17 protein-coding genes and 1 pseudogene are annotated in these 18,108 nt (G+C 39.2%); 16 read left to right on the top strand and 2 right to left on the bottom strand.

Annotation, left to right across the window (positions count from 1 at the left end):
* The first annotated feature begins 313 nt into the window (after positions 1–313).
* On the top strand, positions 314–901 hold the full coding sequence (locus K348_RS0109115; protein ID WP_156032840.1) for a hypothetical protein: 588 nt from the start codon (positions 314–316) through the stop codon (positions 899–901).
* 6 nt (positions 902–907) lie between these two features.
* Here the strand turns inward: K348_RS0109115 and K348_RS0109110 are convergent, their stop codons facing one another.
* Positions 908–1,531, bottom strand: a complete 624-nt coding sequence (locus K348_RS0109110) for a viroplasmin family protein (RefSeq protein ID WP_029904661.1) — start codon at positions 1,529–1,531, stop codon at positions 908–910.
* Between the two features lie 274 nt (positions 1,532–1,805).
* On the opposite strand from K348_RS0109110, the gene K348_RS0109105 reads away from it, so the two are divergent.
* The 15 genes and pseudogenes from K348_RS0109105 (at position 1,806) to K348_RS0109040 (ending at position 16,765) form a co-directional block, all read left to right on the top strand.
* Entirely contained in the window at positions 1,806–2,420 is a 615-nt protein-coding gene (locus K348_RS0109105; protein WP_029904660.1) for a TetR/AcrR family transcriptional regulator, read from the top strand.
* Positions 2,421–2,527: 107 nt separating this feature from the next.
* A complete protein-coding gene (locus tag K348_RS0109100; RefSeq protein ID WP_029904659.1) occupies positions 2,528–2,830 on the top strand; it encodes a hypothetical protein in 303 nt (100 codons plus the stop codon).
* Between the two features lie 74 nt (positions 2,831–2,904).
* Positions 2,905–3,804: a phospholipase A gene (locus K348_RS0109095; RefSeq protein WP_029904658.1), complete on the top strand. Its 900-nt coding sequence runs from the start codon at positions 2,905–2,907 to the stop codon at positions 3,802–3,804.
* An 11-nt stretch (positions 3,805–3,815) separates the two neighbouring features.
* Positions 3,816–4,244 carry a co-chaperone YbbN gene (locus K348_RS0109090; RefSeq protein WP_051697734.1) on the top strand — a complete coding sequence of 143 codons (429 nt, stop codon included), beginning with the start codon at positions 3,816–3,818 and terminating at the stop codon, positions 4,242–4,244.
* On the top strand, positions 4,241–4,981 hold the full coding sequence (locus K348_RS0109085; protein WP_029904656.1) for a lipopolysaccharide kinase InaA family protein: 741 nt from the start codon (positions 4,241–4,243) through the stop codon (positions 4,979–4,981). The genes K348_RS0109090 and K348_RS0109085 overlap by 4 nt, the downstream gene beginning before the upstream one ends.
* Before the next feature lie 19 nt (positions 4,982–5,000).
* The gene (locus tag K348_RS0109080) at positions 5,001–5,948 is read left to right on the top strand and encodes a 3-oxoacyl-ACP synthase III family protein (protein ID WP_029904655.1); all 948 of its coding nucleotides are present in this window, start codon (positions 5,001–5,003) and stop codon (positions 5,946–5,948) included.
* Positions 5,949–5,975: 27 nt separating this feature from the next.
* Positions 5,976–6,875, top strand: a pseudogene (locus tag K348_RS0109075) (UDP-3-O-acyl-N-acetylglucosamine deacetylase); the annotation flags it as partial.
* 101 nt (positions 6,876–6,976) lie between these two features.
* Positions 6,977–7,183, top strand: coding sequence for a hypothetical protein (locus K348_RS19020; protein WP_081852545.1), 207 nt, complete (start codon positions 6,977–6,979; stop codon positions 7,181–7,183).
* A 31-nt stretch (positions 7,184–7,214) separates the two neighbouring features.
* Positions 7,215–7,439, top strand: coding sequence for a winged helix-turn-helix domain-containing protein (locus K348_RS0109070; RefSeq protein ID WP_029904653.1), 225 nt, complete (start codon positions 7,215–7,217; stop codon positions 7,437–7,439).
* A gap of 261 nt (positions 7,440–7,700) precedes the next feature.
* Entirely contained in the window at positions 7,701–9,116 is a 1,416-nt protein-coding gene (locus K348_RS0109065; RefSeq protein WP_029904652.1) for a collagen binding domain-containing protein, read from the top strand.
* A 175-nt stretch (positions 9,117–9,291) separates the two neighbouring features.
* Positions 9,292–10,992, top strand: coding sequence for an aspartate-alanine antiporter (gene aspT, locus K348_RS0109060; RefSeq protein WP_029904651.1), 1,701 nt, complete (start codon positions 9,292–9,294; stop codon positions 10,990–10,992).
* Between the two features lie 35 nt (positions 10,993–11,027).
* A complete protein-coding gene (gene aspD / locus K348_RS0109055; RefSeq protein ID WP_036930299.1) occupies positions 11,028–12,671 on the top strand; it encodes an aspartate 4-decarboxylase in 1,644 nt (547 codons plus the stop codon).
* Between the two features lie 25 nt (positions 12,672–12,696).
* Positions 12,697–13,767 carry a type II asparaginase gene (locus K348_RS0109050; RefSeq protein ID WP_029904649.1) on the top strand — a complete coding sequence of 357 codons (1,071 nt, stop codon included), beginning with the start codon at positions 12,697–12,699 and terminating at the stop codon, positions 13,765–13,767.
* A 62-nt stretch (positions 13,768–13,829) separates the two neighbouring features.
* The gene (locus K348_RS0109045) at positions 13,830–14,915 is read left to right on the top strand and encodes a porin (RefSeq protein WP_197027641.1); all 1,086 of its coding nucleotides are present in this window, start codon (positions 13,830–13,832) and stop codon (positions 14,913–14,915) included.
* A gap of 185 nt (positions 14,916–15,100) precedes the next feature.
* Positions 15,101–16,765 (top strand): mechanosensitive ion channel family protein, encoded by a 1,665-nt coding sequence (locus K348_RS0109040; RefSeq protein ID WP_029904647.1) that lies wholly within the window; start codon positions 15,101–15,103, stop codon positions 16,763–16,765.
* A gap of 4 nt (positions 16,766–16,769) precedes the next feature.
* On the opposite strand, the gene K348_RS0109035 is transcribed toward K348_RS0109040, so the two are convergent.
* Positions 16,770–17,969 (bottom strand): lactonase family protein, encoded by a 1,200-nt coding sequence (locus K348_RS0109035; RefSeq protein WP_029904646.1) that lies wholly within the window; start codon positions 17,967–17,969, stop codon positions 16,770–16,772.
* Positions 17,970–18,108 lie beyond the last annotated feature (139 nt).

The following is an 18,108-nucleotide window of genomic DNA, read 5'->3' as shown; positions in this document are numbered from 1 at the left end:
AACGGAAACTTCAGTTGACCAGTAAACAAGATACTAGTTGAAAGACTTGTCTACTTGTTTACCGTTTACTTGTATCTAATTGAATAATTTACATTAATTAACTATATTGAGTTAAAAGGTAACGAAAGTAACGCAAATCCTCAAAATCTAATTATACTCAAATACTCATTTCAAAGACCTAAAAGCCAACAGCTAAATACTACAAAATTCCATTATATAGATAAAGTTGTTAATGAAAACAACAGTAAGAATTTTATAGAAATTCTTTTTTTTATTACCTTTGATTCTGCAAAAAGAATATACTCAAACTTATATGAAACTTAGGACCTTATTATTTTTAATAACACTTCTTAGTGTGCAATTTGCTGTTGCACAAAAATATACATACAGTTCGGTTATATCCGATGAAGAAATCTATAATTTTCTGAACTGGATGACAGAAAATGACAAAAAAACCGAAATAAAATTTCTCAAAAACAATAAAAAGGTATCTTACAAAATAATGCCTTGGGATACAGCCAATTTTATCAGCAAATATGTCGGCCAGTATGATATTAGCCATCTTGAACCCGACAATAAATATCTGTTTAAAAAATCATCGGGGCTCGACACGCTTTTCAATCAGGAAGAAAGGAACTTTTTCTACGAACAATATATATCCATCAAAGATTCCGTATGGCATCAAGGTATGTCAGGTAAAAAAATGATTTCAGCAAAAAAGAAAGACGACACGAACGTTAATTATTATTCGATCCCCCTCTTTTCCCGAAACAAAGAATACGTACTTATATATAAGGTGTACATTTGCGGATATGAATGCTCGTATGGCAAATACTACCTCTACAAATTCGATGTGGACAGATGGCGGTTTCTGATGTCGCTCAATCCGTGGAGCAGGTAACGATTGTTATTTTCTTCCGAAATCAGCAGGGATTTCTCCCCATTCATCCGTTTTCCATTTTATTATAGTAGTGGTATACGTATTCTTACGCAGCCATTTTTCGGCACGCTCGATCATGTAAAACAGTGATTCGTTTTCAGGCACCCGTTCCAATTTAGTCTTACATTTTTTATCCTTTACCCATTTTATGGCATTCACACTGTCTGAATAAATAGGTATATTGAATTTCTTTTGCTTCAGCAAGGCCAGTCCATGCACCAAAGCCAGGAATTCGCCTACATTATTCGTGCCTTTTTCAAATGGCCCCTGATGGAAAACCTGTTCACCGGTCTTAACGTATACACCGCGATATTCCAGTAAGCCCGGATTACCACTGCAAGCAGCATCGACAGACAAGCTATCTTTTATTATCTCAGGAATGTTATTAATGGATACCTTCTTCTTTGCAGCATTTTTACCGATATATTGCCACGGATTATCGTTATAAGCCTTCTCGGCTTCCTCTTTTGTCGGGAATGACTTATAAATAGCACCTTCGTAACCCTCGATCTGGGCTTTTGCCTTACTCCAGTCCGAATATACTCCGGGCGTTACCCCGTTCCATACTACGTAAAAGTTCTTTTTTGCCACCTATATTATATATATTTCGTTGTTATTCCCGTTAATAGTGCAAATTAACAAAGAATAGTGCGAAAAAGAAATAGCATAGTGGATTATAATAAAATGATAATTTTTACGGGAAATGCTATTTCTCTTTATAAACCAATAGCTTCCATAGCAAAAAATCATTTCGTAATATTTTAAAATATTTTTTAACATTAAAAATAGTGGCTAATTAAATTTAATATTGCATTTTTGCATTGTGAACGATTGTTCACTTATTAAAAGAAGTATAATTCACAATATGAAGTATAGCAGAGAATACATATTAAGAAGAGCGTTTGATGTTTTTATGAACATCGGATACGATAGCGCTTCCATTTCAGTGTTGCAAGAAGAACTGGGTATGTCCCGCGGGGCAATGTACAGGTATTTCAAAAACAAGGAAGAATTATTCTTTGCCGTGATAGATGAATATTTCTTCAAGGTATTTGAAAAAATATTGAAAGGAATTAAGGACGACCTGACAGTAACAGAGTTGATAGAGGTAATCCACCGTCTGCAAAAGCTTATTGCCAGCGCATTTATGAGAGCCGGTGTAACACACACTACCTTTTTGAACTATACCGGGCTCATGATTCAGGCGGCAAAACATTACCCGGACTTTGTCCACCGTTTCAGCGTTATCAACGGGCACTTCCTCGATCATTGGAGAAATGCATTGAGAAAAAGCATCGAGATGAAGGAAATCAGGAGTGACATTAATATTGAGATTATGTGTATACTATTCAACAATGCAGGAATCAAAGAATCTTCCGATGATGCATGCGACAAATCTCAATTTGTAAAGAATGTAAACAGGCAAATGGATCAGAAAAAGGAAGTCCTTGATTATTTGTATAGTCTGATCAAAATCTAATTTTTTTCAAAAAATAGTGAACGATAGTTCACTATTTAAAAAAGCCAAACACTAATTATTACGCACTAAACTAGTGAACAATTGTTCATAAACTAAACAATAAGGACATGGAAAAGATAATAGCTATACTCACTCAAAAAGGAGCATTAAGCAAAGGCATACAAGAAAACACGACAGTAAATTTATTCGAGATAGAAGGCAACAATGTAAAAGGTGTAGAAAGCGTTAAACTGGAAAGTACGGAGAATAATTATTTTTCTCTGTTGATGGCCTTGAAAAAAGTAACACTCATTTATACTGACAGTATAAGTACAGATCTTAAAAATATCTTATACAAAATAGGAATCATTACAAAATGCAAAGATGAAATAACGGATGACAGATTTATCAATCAATTCGTTTTCGACTAACAACGGTGCCCGGCACCACACTAATAAACCTAACGTAACTAAAAAGTGAGGGATCACAGAGCTGATTTCAAATTATGCGAAAAGCTTATTTAATCATATTAACGGTTGTTATATCAATCAACTTATCCGCCCAGGATGATTTGATATATATCACTAATGACAGTATCAGGGAACAGTATACCAAAGCAATGGAAGACCCTAATATTTTCAAGCCTAAACACTTGGAAATATCAGAAGAAGAAGCTATAAAGGTAGCAGATAAACTTCCTGCTTTCGCAGTTTATAAAGATACTTATTTTGTAACAGGAGTACCTCTGAACAGGGAGATAACATCATCTTCGGCCGATGCCACGTTCCAGATCAGTATAAGGCACCGCCTGACCCGAAGTGTGCTCCCCCTGAAGTCATTCTTATATCTGACATATACCCAGCGTTCGTTTTGGGATATATACGCAGAATCGAGCCCCTTCAGGGATACGAATTATAATCCCGGACTCGGACTGGGGAAATATGTATTCCACGATAATAAACTGGTAGGCGCAGCCTTCGTTCAGCTGAAACATGAATCGAACGGACGTGCAGGCGATGAGTCACGCAGCTGGAACTATCTCAGCCTGTCGATGAAATATTACTTTAATGCACGGTTCAATATTTCGGGTGAGTTCTGGGTGCCGTACGTTGACGGGGGAAACAATAAAGACTTACTCGATTTCAGAGGATTGGGATACTTATCATTCAATTATACAAGTAATAAGCACCTTTGGTGGCTTTCGGCCGATATAAACCCGAGAAAAGGGTTTGGAAATGTGAATACGACACTGACTGCAGGCTTCAGGATATCGGAAAGATCGAATCAATATCTGTTTGCCCGTTTCTTTCAGGGATACGGGGAGAGCCTGCTGGATTATGACAAATACACGATGAATATCCGTGTAGGGATATGTATTAAACCGGATTTTTACAGCATCTTTTAAAATCATGAGACATGAAAAATTTCAGATTCAGAACATGGCATTTTGGCCTGATGCTTATCACATTGATCATTATTACCAACATTCTGGGTACGCAGGCTGTTAACAGCATTCCCTCTCGTGTGGAAAACAGCCGATTTGTAGAACTCAACGAGGCGACATTCAACGAAGCACTCTCTTCAGGGATCGATTTTGTATTTTTTCACAAAAAAAATTCAGATCTGTGCAATAAAATGGAGTATAATCTCAACAAATTACCTGATGAGTCAAGTATTAAGTATTATAAATTAAATATAGATGAATATCCGGACAAAGGAATAGAGCATCAGATATCCGGAGTGCCGAGTGTGGTAATATTTAAGAATGGAAAGGAAATAGAACGAATGGTGGGTGTGATACCCGAATCCAATTTGAAAATCATATATAACAGGATAACAAAATGAAAGTACAGATAAATCCCGGATATAGCGAGCTTTTGGATTTCATATATTCTGTTCCTGAAATATTCTCGCAAGAAGGTGAAATGATATACAACGCCCGCAATACAATAAAAGTATTCCACGTAAACGGCTATGATATCAATGTAAAATCATTTAAGAAGCCGATATGGATAAACAGGTTTGTATATAAGTATCTCCGTAAATCGAAAGCGGAAAGATCGTTCCTCAATGCTCTGACAATCCTCGAACGCGGAATCAAAACACCAAAACCTATAGCGTATATAGAGATATACAAAAACAGGTTGTTAGCGCAATCCTACTATATATCAATACACGAAAAGGTAGAGGGAACAATGAAAGAGGTGTACAATCAGACAGAAGAAGAAAGCAAAGAACTGATTCAGGCCTTTACGATGTTCACTGCCGAAATACATAAGAAAGGAATATTCCATAAAGATTATTCGCCCGGAAATATCCTGTACAAGACTACAGACAAGGGATACGAATTTTACCTCGTAGACCTCAACCGGATGAGCTTTAAGAATATAAATATGATGGACAGCTGCCGAAGTTTCAGCAGGCTGAAAGCTAACGACGATACGTTAAACTATATAGGTGAAGAATATTCAAAAGTTCGTAAATATGATGAGAAAATATGCCAAAACTTAATACAACTGTATAATCGCCGTTTCTGGAAAAAGTATTTATTACGGCATCCGGAATGTGAAAATCAATATTGAGCAATAAAAAACATCGAATATGTATATTAATGCAACCGGATATTATATCCCCCAAAAAAGGATTTCGAACGACTACTTCACGGAAGTAAACGGTCTGACAAGCGATTGGATATTGCAGCGAACCGGAATCAGCACCCGATCGAGGGCTTCTGATAAAGAAACTATAAATTATATGTGCGCAGAGGCAGTAAAGGATGCCCTGCCTCAATTGACTTATGATATAGAAGATGTAGACCTTATTATATTTGCCTCGTACACACCGTCCGATACTATAGCTACGGCAGGCCACTATATACAGCGCGAATATAATATATCGGAAGCAAAAGTGTTCCACATATCTTCGGCATGTTCTTCGGCTATCAATGCAATGGAAATTATATACTCGTTCTTTTCTTCGCAGATAGCCAGCAAGGCTCTGATGATCTGTGCCGACCGCAACTCGACATACTCGGACGATACGGACTGCATGTCGGGTCATTTATGGGGCGACGGGGCAGTAGCATACTTCTTCTCGGACACCTCTTGCTCTCCGCAAGATGCCCATGTACTCGATATTACGACACAGGGGCTGGGACACGTAGGTTTAGGCCCTCAGGGAGTATATCTCGATCCTAAAAACTGCGGGCTGCAGATGCCTTACGGAAAGGATGTCTTTATGTATGCATGCAGCTATATAGCCCAGAATACGAAAGATATAGTAGAATTTAATGGTTATTCGCTCGGCGACCTGTCTTATTTCATTGGTCATCAGGCAAATATGAGGATAATAAAAAACGTAACTAAACGTTTGGAACTAAAAGATGATGTGATATTATCGAATATAGAAGAATTAGGTAACACAGGCTCGGCAAGTGCTATGCTTGTATACGCACAGAATACAGACAAATATAAATCGGGAGATTTGGTGTGCATCTCTGTATTTGGCGGAGGATACTCGGCCGGTGCGTGCTTATTGAAGATGCCCTGAATATAAACAATTAAAAAAAGATTTGTTATGGTTAATCAAAGAACATTGAAAAGAAGTTTCTCGCTCAGCGGAAAAGGGTTGCATACAGGGTTGAACATACACATAACTTTCAATCCTGCACCGGAAAACCATGGTTATAAAATAAGACGTACCGATATACCCGGACAGCCTGTAATAGACGCTTTAGCTGAAAATGTAACGGCGACCCAGAGAGGCACTGTCCTTTCGGCAAACGGAGTACAGGTTAGTACTGTAGAGCATGCTTTGGCTGCGCTCTACGCCTGCGAGATAGACAATTGCCTGATAGATATAGATGCACCCGAAGTTCCTATCATGGATGGAAGTGCTATGGCATTTGTAAGTAAGATAAAAGAAACCGGAGTACAATTCCAGAATGCTCCGAGAAAATATATAACTTTCAAGCGTAAAAGAATTAAGGTCGTGGACAAAGCTACCGGCTCGTCTATGCTGCTGTTGCCTGACGATTCGTTCAGTATCCAGTCGCATATCTCTTTCGACTCGGCTTTGCTAAGAAGACAGGATGCCAGCCTGAACGATCTTTCAGAATTTACAAGGGACTTTGCCTCTGCGCGGACATTCGTCTTCGTACGCGAGATAGAGCCTCTTTTACAAAACAACCTTGTAAAGGGTGGTGATCTGGACAATGCTATCGTAATATACGATAAGCCTATCGAACAGGAGAAATACGATCATCTCGCCGATTTGATGGGTGTACGCCGGAAGGATGCAAACAAGCTCGGATATATAATGAACAAACCCTTGCTCTATCCTAACGAACCGGCACGGCACAAGTTGCTGGATATAATAGGCGATATTGCACTGGTAGGGCATTTTATAAAAGGAAAAATTATCGCCAACTGTCCCGGACACCGTATAAATAATATGTTTGCAAGAGCTATACGCGAAGCTATGGTAGAATCGAAACCAAGAGCCACAGTAAAAATGCTGGCTGAAACTGCTCATACAGGACAACAGTATTATTGGAAACATGGATAAATAAATACATTATGGAAAAGCTACATATCTTTCTTACCAACAATGGGACTGTCATATTGGGCATGTTGTTAGGATTAATGGTTGGTTTTGCACATTGGTATTACTTCGGATGCTACTGGGGCACTTATCCCTTGTCTTCCGAATGTTGGGTGAATTGTAGTTTCGGTATCATTGTGGGCGGGTTTATTTCCTGCCTGTTAAGAACTAAAAAAATTTAATTTATTTATATAAACTTTAAACTACACAATTATGCTGAAAAGTGATATTGGAATCAATGCAGGTATAATTTGGAACTTGCTGGCTGAAAATGGAAAACTAACGTTAAGGGAAATCGGTGAACTTACAAATTTTAAGGACTCGCCGATAAATATGGCTCTGGGTTGGCTGTCGAGAGAAAATAAGATACGTTTCTTTAGCGAGAACGATCATCTCTACATCGAGTTAAACCACTCCGTATCAGAAACATATTATTGATTTAATTTATTCGTAATAGAAAAAAAGCGTTATCGTTGTGATAGCGCTTTTTTTGTGCTTAAATGCAGGATTCCAGTTTGTTAAAAAAGTTCATGGAGGCAAAACTGTTTCATTTCTTTAACTTTCCCATTTAAACAAAAGTTAAACCCTCATGTTAATATAACCAAAGATGTCGGGAACATCTTCATCTATCCGCACTTCATCACACTAGACAGATCTTATCATTTCATTTAGCTAACCGAATTTTAATTATAAAATGAAATGAAGAATAATTTTTTAATTTATTTACTGTTATTTTTCGGACTCTATGCTTGTACCGACGACAGTAACGATGTAGAAATGGCACACTTCACTATATCAGCAAAAAACGTAGCAACTAACGAGTTGATTAGTGGAGGAACATATCAGGTATTGAATATCGACAATCAGGTGGTAGCGACTTATACACTCGATAAAGGAACTGTAGAAGTAACTAATTTGCCTGCTAAAAATTATACGATTGTTGAAGTAACTGCTCCGAAAGGATATGTAGGTGAAGAAAAACAAATGCAATATCTGTACTTCAACCGTAATTCTAAAGACTTCATTTTTCAATATATAGATGAAGAAACAAGAGAACTTCCTGAATCGGTGAAAGTAAAATTCTTTTCAACCGAAGCTCGTCAGGTGTTAGGAGAATATAATGCAGTACGTGTAGGCGAATATTACTGGGTAGACCAGAACTTCAATCACTTTGTGAAATGGGGCAACGACTTCGAAAATATTTTCCCTATTACACAGGATGTCCTTAATAAGTATCTGGAACGTATACGGATAAATCCTTCACAATTCCAATTACAGGATATCAACAATTTCGAAAAATACTACGGCAGATATTACAGCTATCCGAGCATTCTGTATATGAATAAATATGGTGTAATGCGCGACCAGAACAATAACGATATAAAAGGCTGGAAGATACCTGCACCCGAAGATTACAGACAATTGTTTGCCATGTCGCCGTTCAATACGACAAACGATGCGCCTCATACAAGACTCAACGAACGTGATGTCCGTTTTGCCCTGAGCCCGCGTCCGAATGAAAATCCGATGGCTTACAACATTGCCGATCCTAATGGAGGCTCAGTATATAAAACATATTGGTTCGACCAGAAAAATAACACTAACAAATATAAATTCAACCTGATGCCCGGAGGAGCCCGCTTGAATGGCGACGGACCGTGGTGTAATGGTTTGGGACCTGTACATGGCTGTTATCCTGACGGTAAGAAAGGGGATATCTATCACTTATTCTATACTGCATATATGGCTGTACAACTCTGGAACGATGAACTTTCTGTAGGTGCTGTCATGTTGCACGATAATGTAGATACTAAAGAAGCATTAAGCTACCATCTGCTGAATGTACGCTGGTGTAGAAGACTTTCCGATATCGAACTCGGTTATAAATTATACATTAACGATGCACAGACAGATATAAAGAAACTGGATATGGATGCTCCCGCTCCTACAGGATACAAAGAATTGCCTCACGGATACGTTCGCGGATTCTATGTGCAATACATTTTGAATAATCCGGGAACAAGCATCACAGTGAGTGATATTGTACATTACGCAAGAAATGTAGAAGATAATTATACCTACGAAAACAGGGCGAATACAGATATCATATTCTAATCCAGAGTAAAAATAATTTAAAAAGCAGGGTATTAATATCCTGCTTTTTTTGTGAATTAAATCAGAATTGAAATAAAATATCCGATAAATACTTCTTCCGTTGCGAAACAATATACATGCCTGCTTGTTTATTTTATAAAGTTCACAAAATACCAATTTAAGTTAAAACCAATTTATGGAATGGATAATAAAAACTATGCAAAACTCGCCGGAAATAGCCATATTCCTGACTCTTGCACTGGGCTTTGCCATCGGGCAGGTTAAGATCAAAGGGTTTGGGCTGGGGCCTGTAACGGGAGTTTTACTTATGGGAGTTCTTATCGGACAATTGGATATCACCATCTCCCCTACCGTAAAATCTACATTCTTCTTAATATTCTTATTTGCAGTCGGCTACAGTGTCGGCCCGCAATTCATTCACGGACTCAAAAAAGAAGGATTGCCGCAAATAGCCTTTGCAGCCATAGTCTGTGTCTGCTGTCTTGCAACCGCATGGATAGCCGCCCTGATAGCAGGATTCGACGTGGGTAATGCCACAGGATTGCTTGCCGGAGCAAATACAATTTCAGCAGTAATAGGTGTAGCTACCGACACAATAAATCAGTTGTCGATCAGTGAAGACCAGAAACATACTTTTATCAATCAGATACCCGTTGCATACGCTGTTACCTATATTTTCGGAACAGCCGGAACAGCATGGTTCCTTGCTTCGATAGGCCCTAAATTATTAGGTAAAGATGTTGCGAAACAAACAAAAGAGTATGAAGCTACACTAGGCGGTTCTATTCACGAAGCCGATGCCAGTGAAGAAGCTGCATACGACGGCACAACATTCAGGGTTATAAAGGCAAGTAGCGATTTTTTCAGTCAGGAAAGAACTGTACAGGAAGTCGAAGATATGCTTGTAACGAACGGATGGCCGGTATATATCGAGCGCATCCGCAACGGGAAAGGCGAAATAAATAACGAGCCGAAACTCGAAGATAAAATCAATAAAGGGGATAACCTCGTCCTCAATGGCCCTATAGACACACTCATCGAAGATGAAAATTCTATCGGTCAGGAAGTAGCCGACGTAGAACTGTTGGACTTCAGTTCCGAAGCTCTCAGGGTTATTGTAGCCAACAAGGCAGTAGAAGGCAAGACCCTTCGCGAGATGAAAACAAGCAAGGAACGTCACGGTGTAATCATCAGAAAGATAACCCGGGGCAAAGCAGCCTTACCATTGCTCAAAGAAGTACAAATTCAGCGTGGCGATATAATTGAAGTGGAAGGACGTAAAACAGACGTCGACCGCTTTGCCGCATATCTCGGTTTTCCTGAACGCCCGACTAATATTACAGACTTGCTGTATGTAGGCGCAGGTATATTCCTCGGGGCAATGCTAGGTTCACTTACTCTCCGCACAGGCAATGTACCGTTGAGCCTTAGTGCCAGTGGTGGTGTACTCATTATGGGTATCATATTCGGATGGCTACGCTCATTACGCCCTACATTCGGCGCCGTACCCGAGCCTGCTATCTGGCTGATGAATAACCTCGGGCTGAATGTATTTATCGCAGTAGTGGGTATAAATGCAGGGCCGGATTTCATTGCCGGATTGAAAGCAGCAGGGGTAAGCCTGTTCGTAGCAGGTATATTTGTAAGCCTTGTACCGATGCTCATAGGTCTTCTCCTTGGAAGATATGTATTTAAATTCCAACCAGCAATTACTCTTGGCGCTTGTGCCGGAGCACGTACTACAACCGCAGCACTCGGCGCATTGGAAGATTCACTTAAAAGCAGGGTTCCTGCCATATCATATACAACGACTTATGCAGTAGGCAATACATTACTCATCATCTGGGGTGTAGTCATAGTACTCCTTATGAGTTGATAATCAGAATTTCATAAACAATAAAAATAAAGATCATGGATATTGATAAATTAAAAACAACGCGGAAACGTGAACAACAACTCGAGCATTTAAGCCCGTTCGAACTAAAAGATAATCTGATAACCCTCGCTTCCGACCAACAAAAGAAACCTATAAAAACCATGCTAAATGCCGGAAGGGGAAACCCTAACTGGACAGCATCGGTGCCTCGCGAAGCATTTTTCACTTTAGGACAATTCGGTGTATCGGAATGCAGGCTGGCAATGGATAATCCTTCAGGTATATCGGGCATCCCGCAAAAAGCAGGGATAGCAAAACGCTTTGAAGATTTTTTATCTCAAAATAAACAATTGGCAGGAATCGACCTTCTTCAAAAAATGTATGAATATGGCATTCAGAAGCATAATTTTGATCCTGACAGCTGGGTATTCGAATTGGCCGAAGGTGTTATAGGCGATCAATATCCAAGTCCGGTAAGAATGCTGAAACATGCTGAAATAATCGTTCATGATTACCTGATACAGGAAATGTGCGGTAATAAACCTGTACGCAACGGTAAATACGATCTGTTCGCTGTTGAAGGAGGTACGGCAGCAATGTGCTACCTTTTCGACTCACTTATGGAAAACGGCCTGCTTAAGAAAGGCGACAGAATTGCACTGGGTGTTCCGGTATTTACTCCATATCTGGAGATTCCCGAACTGGCTCGTTACCAGTTTAAAGTAACTTATATCCATGGTTCGGCCAAAGATAAAGATGGTAATTCTAACTTCCAGTATCCGGATGAAGAACTGGATAAGTTGGGAGATAAATCTATCAAAGCTTTCTTTATCGTAAACCCTAGTAACCCTACATCTGTAGAAATGGCAGATGCCAGCAGAAAATATCTGGTAAAGGTTGTAAAGAATCTGAATCCGAATTTGATGATACTTACCGACGATGTATACGGCACTTTCGTTCACGGCTTTACATCGTTGATGAACGAACTGCCTCAGAATACATTATGTGTCTATTCTTTCTCTAAATATTTCGGAGCTACAGGCTGGCGTCTGGGTGTTATCGCTCTATATGAAGACAATATTTACGACGATATGCTTTCTGCAATTCCCGAAAAGGAAAAACAAAAACTGGCTACCCAGTACGAAAGTCTTACATTAAGCCCTAATAAGTTGAAATTTATCGACAGGCTTGTTGCAGACAGCCGTCAGATAGCACTCAATCATACAGCAGGATTATCTACACCTCAGCAGATGCAGATGCTTCTGTTTGCTTCATATGCACTCCTCGATACAGAAAATGTATATAAAGAGGATTGTATAAAACTTCTTCATCATCGTTACCAGCTTCTATGGGACGGTATGGCTTTCCCTATCTATCCGGATATTGAAAGAGCAGCATATTACTGTACAATCGATATTTACGAATGGGCAATGAAGAATTACGGAAAAGATTTTATTACATTTCTTGAAAAGAACTTCGAACCTGTAGACATCGTATTCCGTCTGGCTGAAAAATCATCTATTGTATTGCTGAACGGCGGCGGATTTGCAGGCCCTGAATGGTCGGTACGTGTTTCCCTTGCCAATCTTGAAGATGATGATTATAGTGTCATAGGCAAGGAACTTCATGAAACAATGATGGAATATGTAGAAGCTTGGGAAAGTACTAAGAAAAAATAAAAGAGAAATTAAAACATATATAGTTATGAATAAAAATTCAATAAGAAAAGCATTCAGCCTCATGCTGGTAGCTTTGTTTGTTTCTGTTGTGATCAGTGCACAGGCAAAAAAAACGGTTTACATTCTGGCTACCGGAGGTACTATTGCCGGACAGGGTGCAACTGAAGTTACAGCCGGATATAAAGCCGGAGCAATTACCGTAGATGAATTATTAAGTGCCGTGCCTGAGATTAAGAATATAGCAGACATCAAGGCCGAACAGGTAGCCAATATCGGAAGTCAGGATATGAACGACGAGGTATGGCTGAAGCTGAGCAAACGTGTAAATGAACTATTGAGCCAAAGCGATGTCGACGGAATCGTGATTACTCACGGAACAGATACACAGGAAGAAACCGCTTATTTCCTTAATCTTACTGTGAAAAGCGATAAGCCTGTCATCCTTGTAGGCTCTATGCGCCCGTCAACAGCAATCAGCGCCGACGGTCCACGTAATATTTACAATTCTGTGGCTACAGCCGTTGCTCCCGAATCGGTAGGCAAAGGTGTAATGGTAGTGATGGATGATAAGATATTGGGTGCCGATGATCTGGCAAAAACCAATACCCTAAGTGTGGGTACTTTCGAAAATCCAAATTACGGCCCGTTAGGTATCGTTTATAATGGTAAACCGATATACACCCGCCAATCGGTAAAACGTCATACTTCAAATTCGGAATTCGACATTATGAATCTGAATCAACTACCAAGAGTAGAGATCATTCTCAGTTATTCGAATGCAACAGCCTTATTTGTAGATGCTGCCGTAAAAGCTCATGTAAAAGGTATTGTTACTGCCGGTGTCGGTAATGGTAATCTGACTACTCTTATGCAAAATGCTTTGGAAAAAGCAGTGAAGAATCACGGTATTGCAGTGGTACGTTCATCACGTATTATGACCGGGCCTACTGCACAATGGGACGAAGTAGATGACGATAAATTGAATTTCTCCGCATCGTGGTTTATAAATCCTTACAGATCGAGGGTACTTCTCATGCTGGCATTGACCAAAACAAAGGATTATAAAGAGATACAACGTATGTTCTCTGAATATTAAAATATTTGTCATCCCGTATGGTGACTATACGGGAAGGCATACCTCTCAAACTCACAAATCAGATGAAAAAATTATACATCATTTTAGGGGCTTTATTTCTAAGCCTCGGAGGCTTCGCACAGCATAAAGAGAGCCAGAATATACTCGATAAGCTCCTCCGGGACGATAAAATGCTGAATATTATGCTCGACACACGTGTCGATTTCCAGACAACCTTTAACAACAATGATTTGGATGAAGCCACATTCCACGGGCAGACATTCAAACTTTGGCTGGTAGGTGAAATTATTCCCGGTATCCGTTACCGTGTTCGTCACCGTTTGAATAAACCTCAGACGCCTTTGCGTGAGGGTTATTCTGCTGCTACCGACCAAGCATGGGTAGCATTCGATATAGGTAAGAACTGGACAATTACAGCAGGAAAACAATCGGTACAGTTCGGTACATTCGAATATGACTACAATCCTGCCGATATTTATCAACCAACCATGGCTTTCAATGATCTGGATGCTTATAAAACAGGTATCGATGTAGCCTATAAATTTATCGGACAAACATTGCACCTGCAGGTTGTCAATTCCGATGCGCCGCAATTTGCCAGTGATGATTATAAAAATAAAGCTTTGGCTGTGAACGTATTGTGGGAAGGCAGCCTCATGGACGGAAAGATAAAGACACGTTGGGGATACGGGGCTTTCCAGCATACAAAGAGTAAATTTTACCAGTGGATTACACCGGGTATACAACTCAATCTGGGCAAATTCTCAACTGAACTAGACTATTATATGGGCAACCGTATGATGGACTACAGCGATGTTACAGAAAATACAGACTTAGGTGAAAGGTATGTACGTGACCAGTCCGTATCTTTAAATCTTAAACTGAATTTAGGGAAATGGAGACCATTCGTAAAAGGCACATGGAATCAGCGTTTCGATAAAGAATTCGATAACAACGCTTACGAATCGATGGGTATTCAGGCAGCAATGGAATTCTATCCGTTCACCAATCCTTTAGTGAAAGATTTGCGTTTCCATGCCCTATATGCCTATGGAAATACCAATTTTCAGGGTGAATTTGCAGACAAAAACAACAAAGATACTCACATGTTGCTGGTGGGTACAAGATGGTTGTTCAAGGCAAAATAAGAAATCGTATTATCATATAAAAAATAAAAGGTGCTGCATTCAGTACCTTTTATTTTTTATATAGTATTCATTATAAAACACATACCAAAATAAAGCTGTAATAAAATTTTATTTCCACGATTTTAACTCTTTATATCCGTTAACTTGTATATATTTGCCGCGTTTTAAGCACAACTGTATAAGACATGAATAATGCTTCTAAGCTACTGCAAATAACAGGTTTGATTATATTGTGCCTGTTTGTATCTTCTGTCTACGGACAGAAGAAATCCAATCTTAAGAAAGAACCAGTTATCGCCAAAGTCGATTCAACGGAAATCGTTCTAACTCAGGCAAAGGGCGCTCCGGTAGCTCCGTTTATCGATACGTTGTTTATGATACACGGCGGTGTCGGCTCATTTACCGTAGAGCAAAGGGCTGCCGCTATCGAAGATAAAATCCGGCTATTGGAAGAATATCCCCATTATAATTCCGATTCGCTCAAACTGGTTGAATTCAGCGACCAGATCAATATCACATATGACGATCAGAAATATGAGCATCCAAAGACAATAGCCAGCATCGACACATTGCAGGCTCAGATATACGGAAAATCGAAATTGGAACTGGCTGATTCGTATCGTAATATCATTGTAAACGCTATAGAAAAAAGACATTACGATACGAGTTGGAAACGGATAGGATTGCAGATTTTATTCGTTGTGCTCATTATTGCAGGAGAATATTTCTTTCTGCGAGGCATGCATTACGGATACCGCAGGCTGAAGATTTTCATCCGCAAGCAGCGTTATAAAAGGATAAAAGGCTTATTTAACATCATAGAAGCCGAGAAAGAAGAGCAGATTATATTCTTTTTGATTAAGCTGCTGCGTTTAGCCTTGATTATTGCATCATTATTTACATGCATTTTATTATTTTTTAAAATATTTCCGCATACAACCGATATTTCGGATCAACTGCTCGACTATGTAATATCTCCGGTTAAAAAAGTGGTGATAAGCTTCAAGAATTATCTGCCTAACTTATTTACGATACTAGTCATAGGATTAATATTCAGATATGTAAAGAAGTTCCTACGCTCCATTACCGATAAGATAACAGAGAATAAGATAACATTTAAAGGCTTCTATCCCGATTGGGCTAAACCGACCTATAATATCGTTATCGGCATATTAATGATATTCACCTTTATTCTGATTTTTCCCTATTTGCCAAACTCTGATTCACAGGCATTTCAAGGAGTATCGGTATTCTTAGGACTTATGATTTCATTGGGCTCGACTTCTGTTATAGGAAATATCATAGCCGGATTCGTTATAACTTATATGAGGCCGTTTAAGGTGGGCGACCGCGTGAAAATGGATGACAGTGTAGGCAACGTAATAGAAAAGACTGCACTTGTAACACGTATAAAGACGCCAAAGAATGAGATAATTACCATACCTAATTCCAGTGTAATGAGCACCAAGACCGTAAATTACACGTTCTCGGCAAGCCAGTACGGACTGATTCTTTATACCACTGTAACAATCGGATATGATGTGCCGTGGCGGCAGGTGCACGAATTACTTCTTAAAGTAGCTTATAAAACAGAAAACCTGAACAGGAAACAGAAACCTTTCATCTTACAGGCGGCATTGAATGAGTTCTATGTAGAATACCAGTTGAATGTGTACACCAAAGATGCCAACAAGATGAACGATATATATTCCGATTTACGTAAGAATATACAAGATGTATTCAGAGAGGCGGGAATAGAACTTCTGTCACCGCACTACAGGGTAAATAAAAATGTTCATGAGTTTAACGACGAAATTCAGATGAACGAAAAACCTCCTGTAAATGAATAATTAATTATCTGAATGATGCAAATTTAAGGCAAACAGGCATATCCAGTTTTATATCCTTAAATGTATCTTCCAGCAATCCGGTATTCTTATCGATCAGGAAAATCTGAATAAGGCCGCTATCGCGGCTGGCTGACAATAAATATTTTCCATTAGGCGTTATAACAAAATTACGGGGATGTATGCCAGTTTCCTGATAACCGACTTTTGTCAGTTTCCCGTCATTTTGATCAATTGAAAAGATAGCTATGCCGTCACCTTTCAGGCGATTGGATGCATACAGGAATTTTCCGTCAGGTGATACATGAATATCCGCACTACCTTTTGCTTTAAGCGTATCGGCCTGGACAGACTGTATTTCTGTAAGATTACCATTTGCACTCTCGTAATTGAAAGCTATCACCGCCCCTGACAATTCGTTAATCAGATAAACGTATTTACCATTCGGATGAAAATCGAGATGACGCGGTCCAGAGCCGTCTGCAACCTTGAATGCAGGCGGATTTCCTGCAGTCAGGTAATTACCGGATGATTTATCGTTTACATTAAATTTATGTATCTTATCCGTGCCCAGATCATCAGCAAATAAATATTTTCCGTCGTGAGAAAACATTACACTATGCAAATGAGGTTGTTTCTGGCGCTCGGCATCGACTCCCCTGCCCTGAAAATTTATAACCTGCCCTGCCTTATCCAACGAGCCGTCTTCTTTTACATCGAATACAGAAATATTACCGCCCATGTAATTTGCTGTGATAACATGCTTTCCCTGTTCATCTATTGTAATATAACAAGGTGCTGTACCATTGGTTAACTGGGTATTGAGGTGTTTTAGTTTTCCCTCTTTTTTATCGAAACTGTAAGCGTTTGCAGCCGCAGTCTGTTTGTCATTCGTTTCCGATACCGCATATACAAATTTTTCATCTTTACTGATTGCCAGATATGAAGGATCTGTAACCTTTATCATGCTCTTAAATACGGAATACCCCGATACCGTATCGAACTGATATACATAAATTCCGTCACTCTCACCCGATGTGTATGTCCCTACAAGCAGATACATGCTTGCATCGGCCGATACAGACTCCATATTTATTTCTGTCGAATCCGTCATATTATTAGTTGAATTGTTATTATTACTTTTTTTATTACTGCATGAAAGCAGGGCGAAAGCCACAATAACCGAAGTTATGATTAAATTGCGCATAATATCCGTTAAATTATTGACAAAACAAAAGAAAGCAAAATTTATCAGTTTACTGCACGTTTTAAGAATAAAATTCGGGTGAAATATTTTGTTTTAATAGTATAAAAAGCCTATCTTTGTCGGCTGAAAAAGAAGAAAT

The organism is Prevotella sp. 10(H) (assembly GCF_000711235.1).
In the GTDB taxonomy this organism is placed as follows: Bacteria; Bacteroidota; Bacteroidia; order Bacteroidales; family Dysgonomonadaceae; genus Dysgonomonas.
This window is presented reverse-complemented; position numbering and strand designations above follow the sequence as displayed.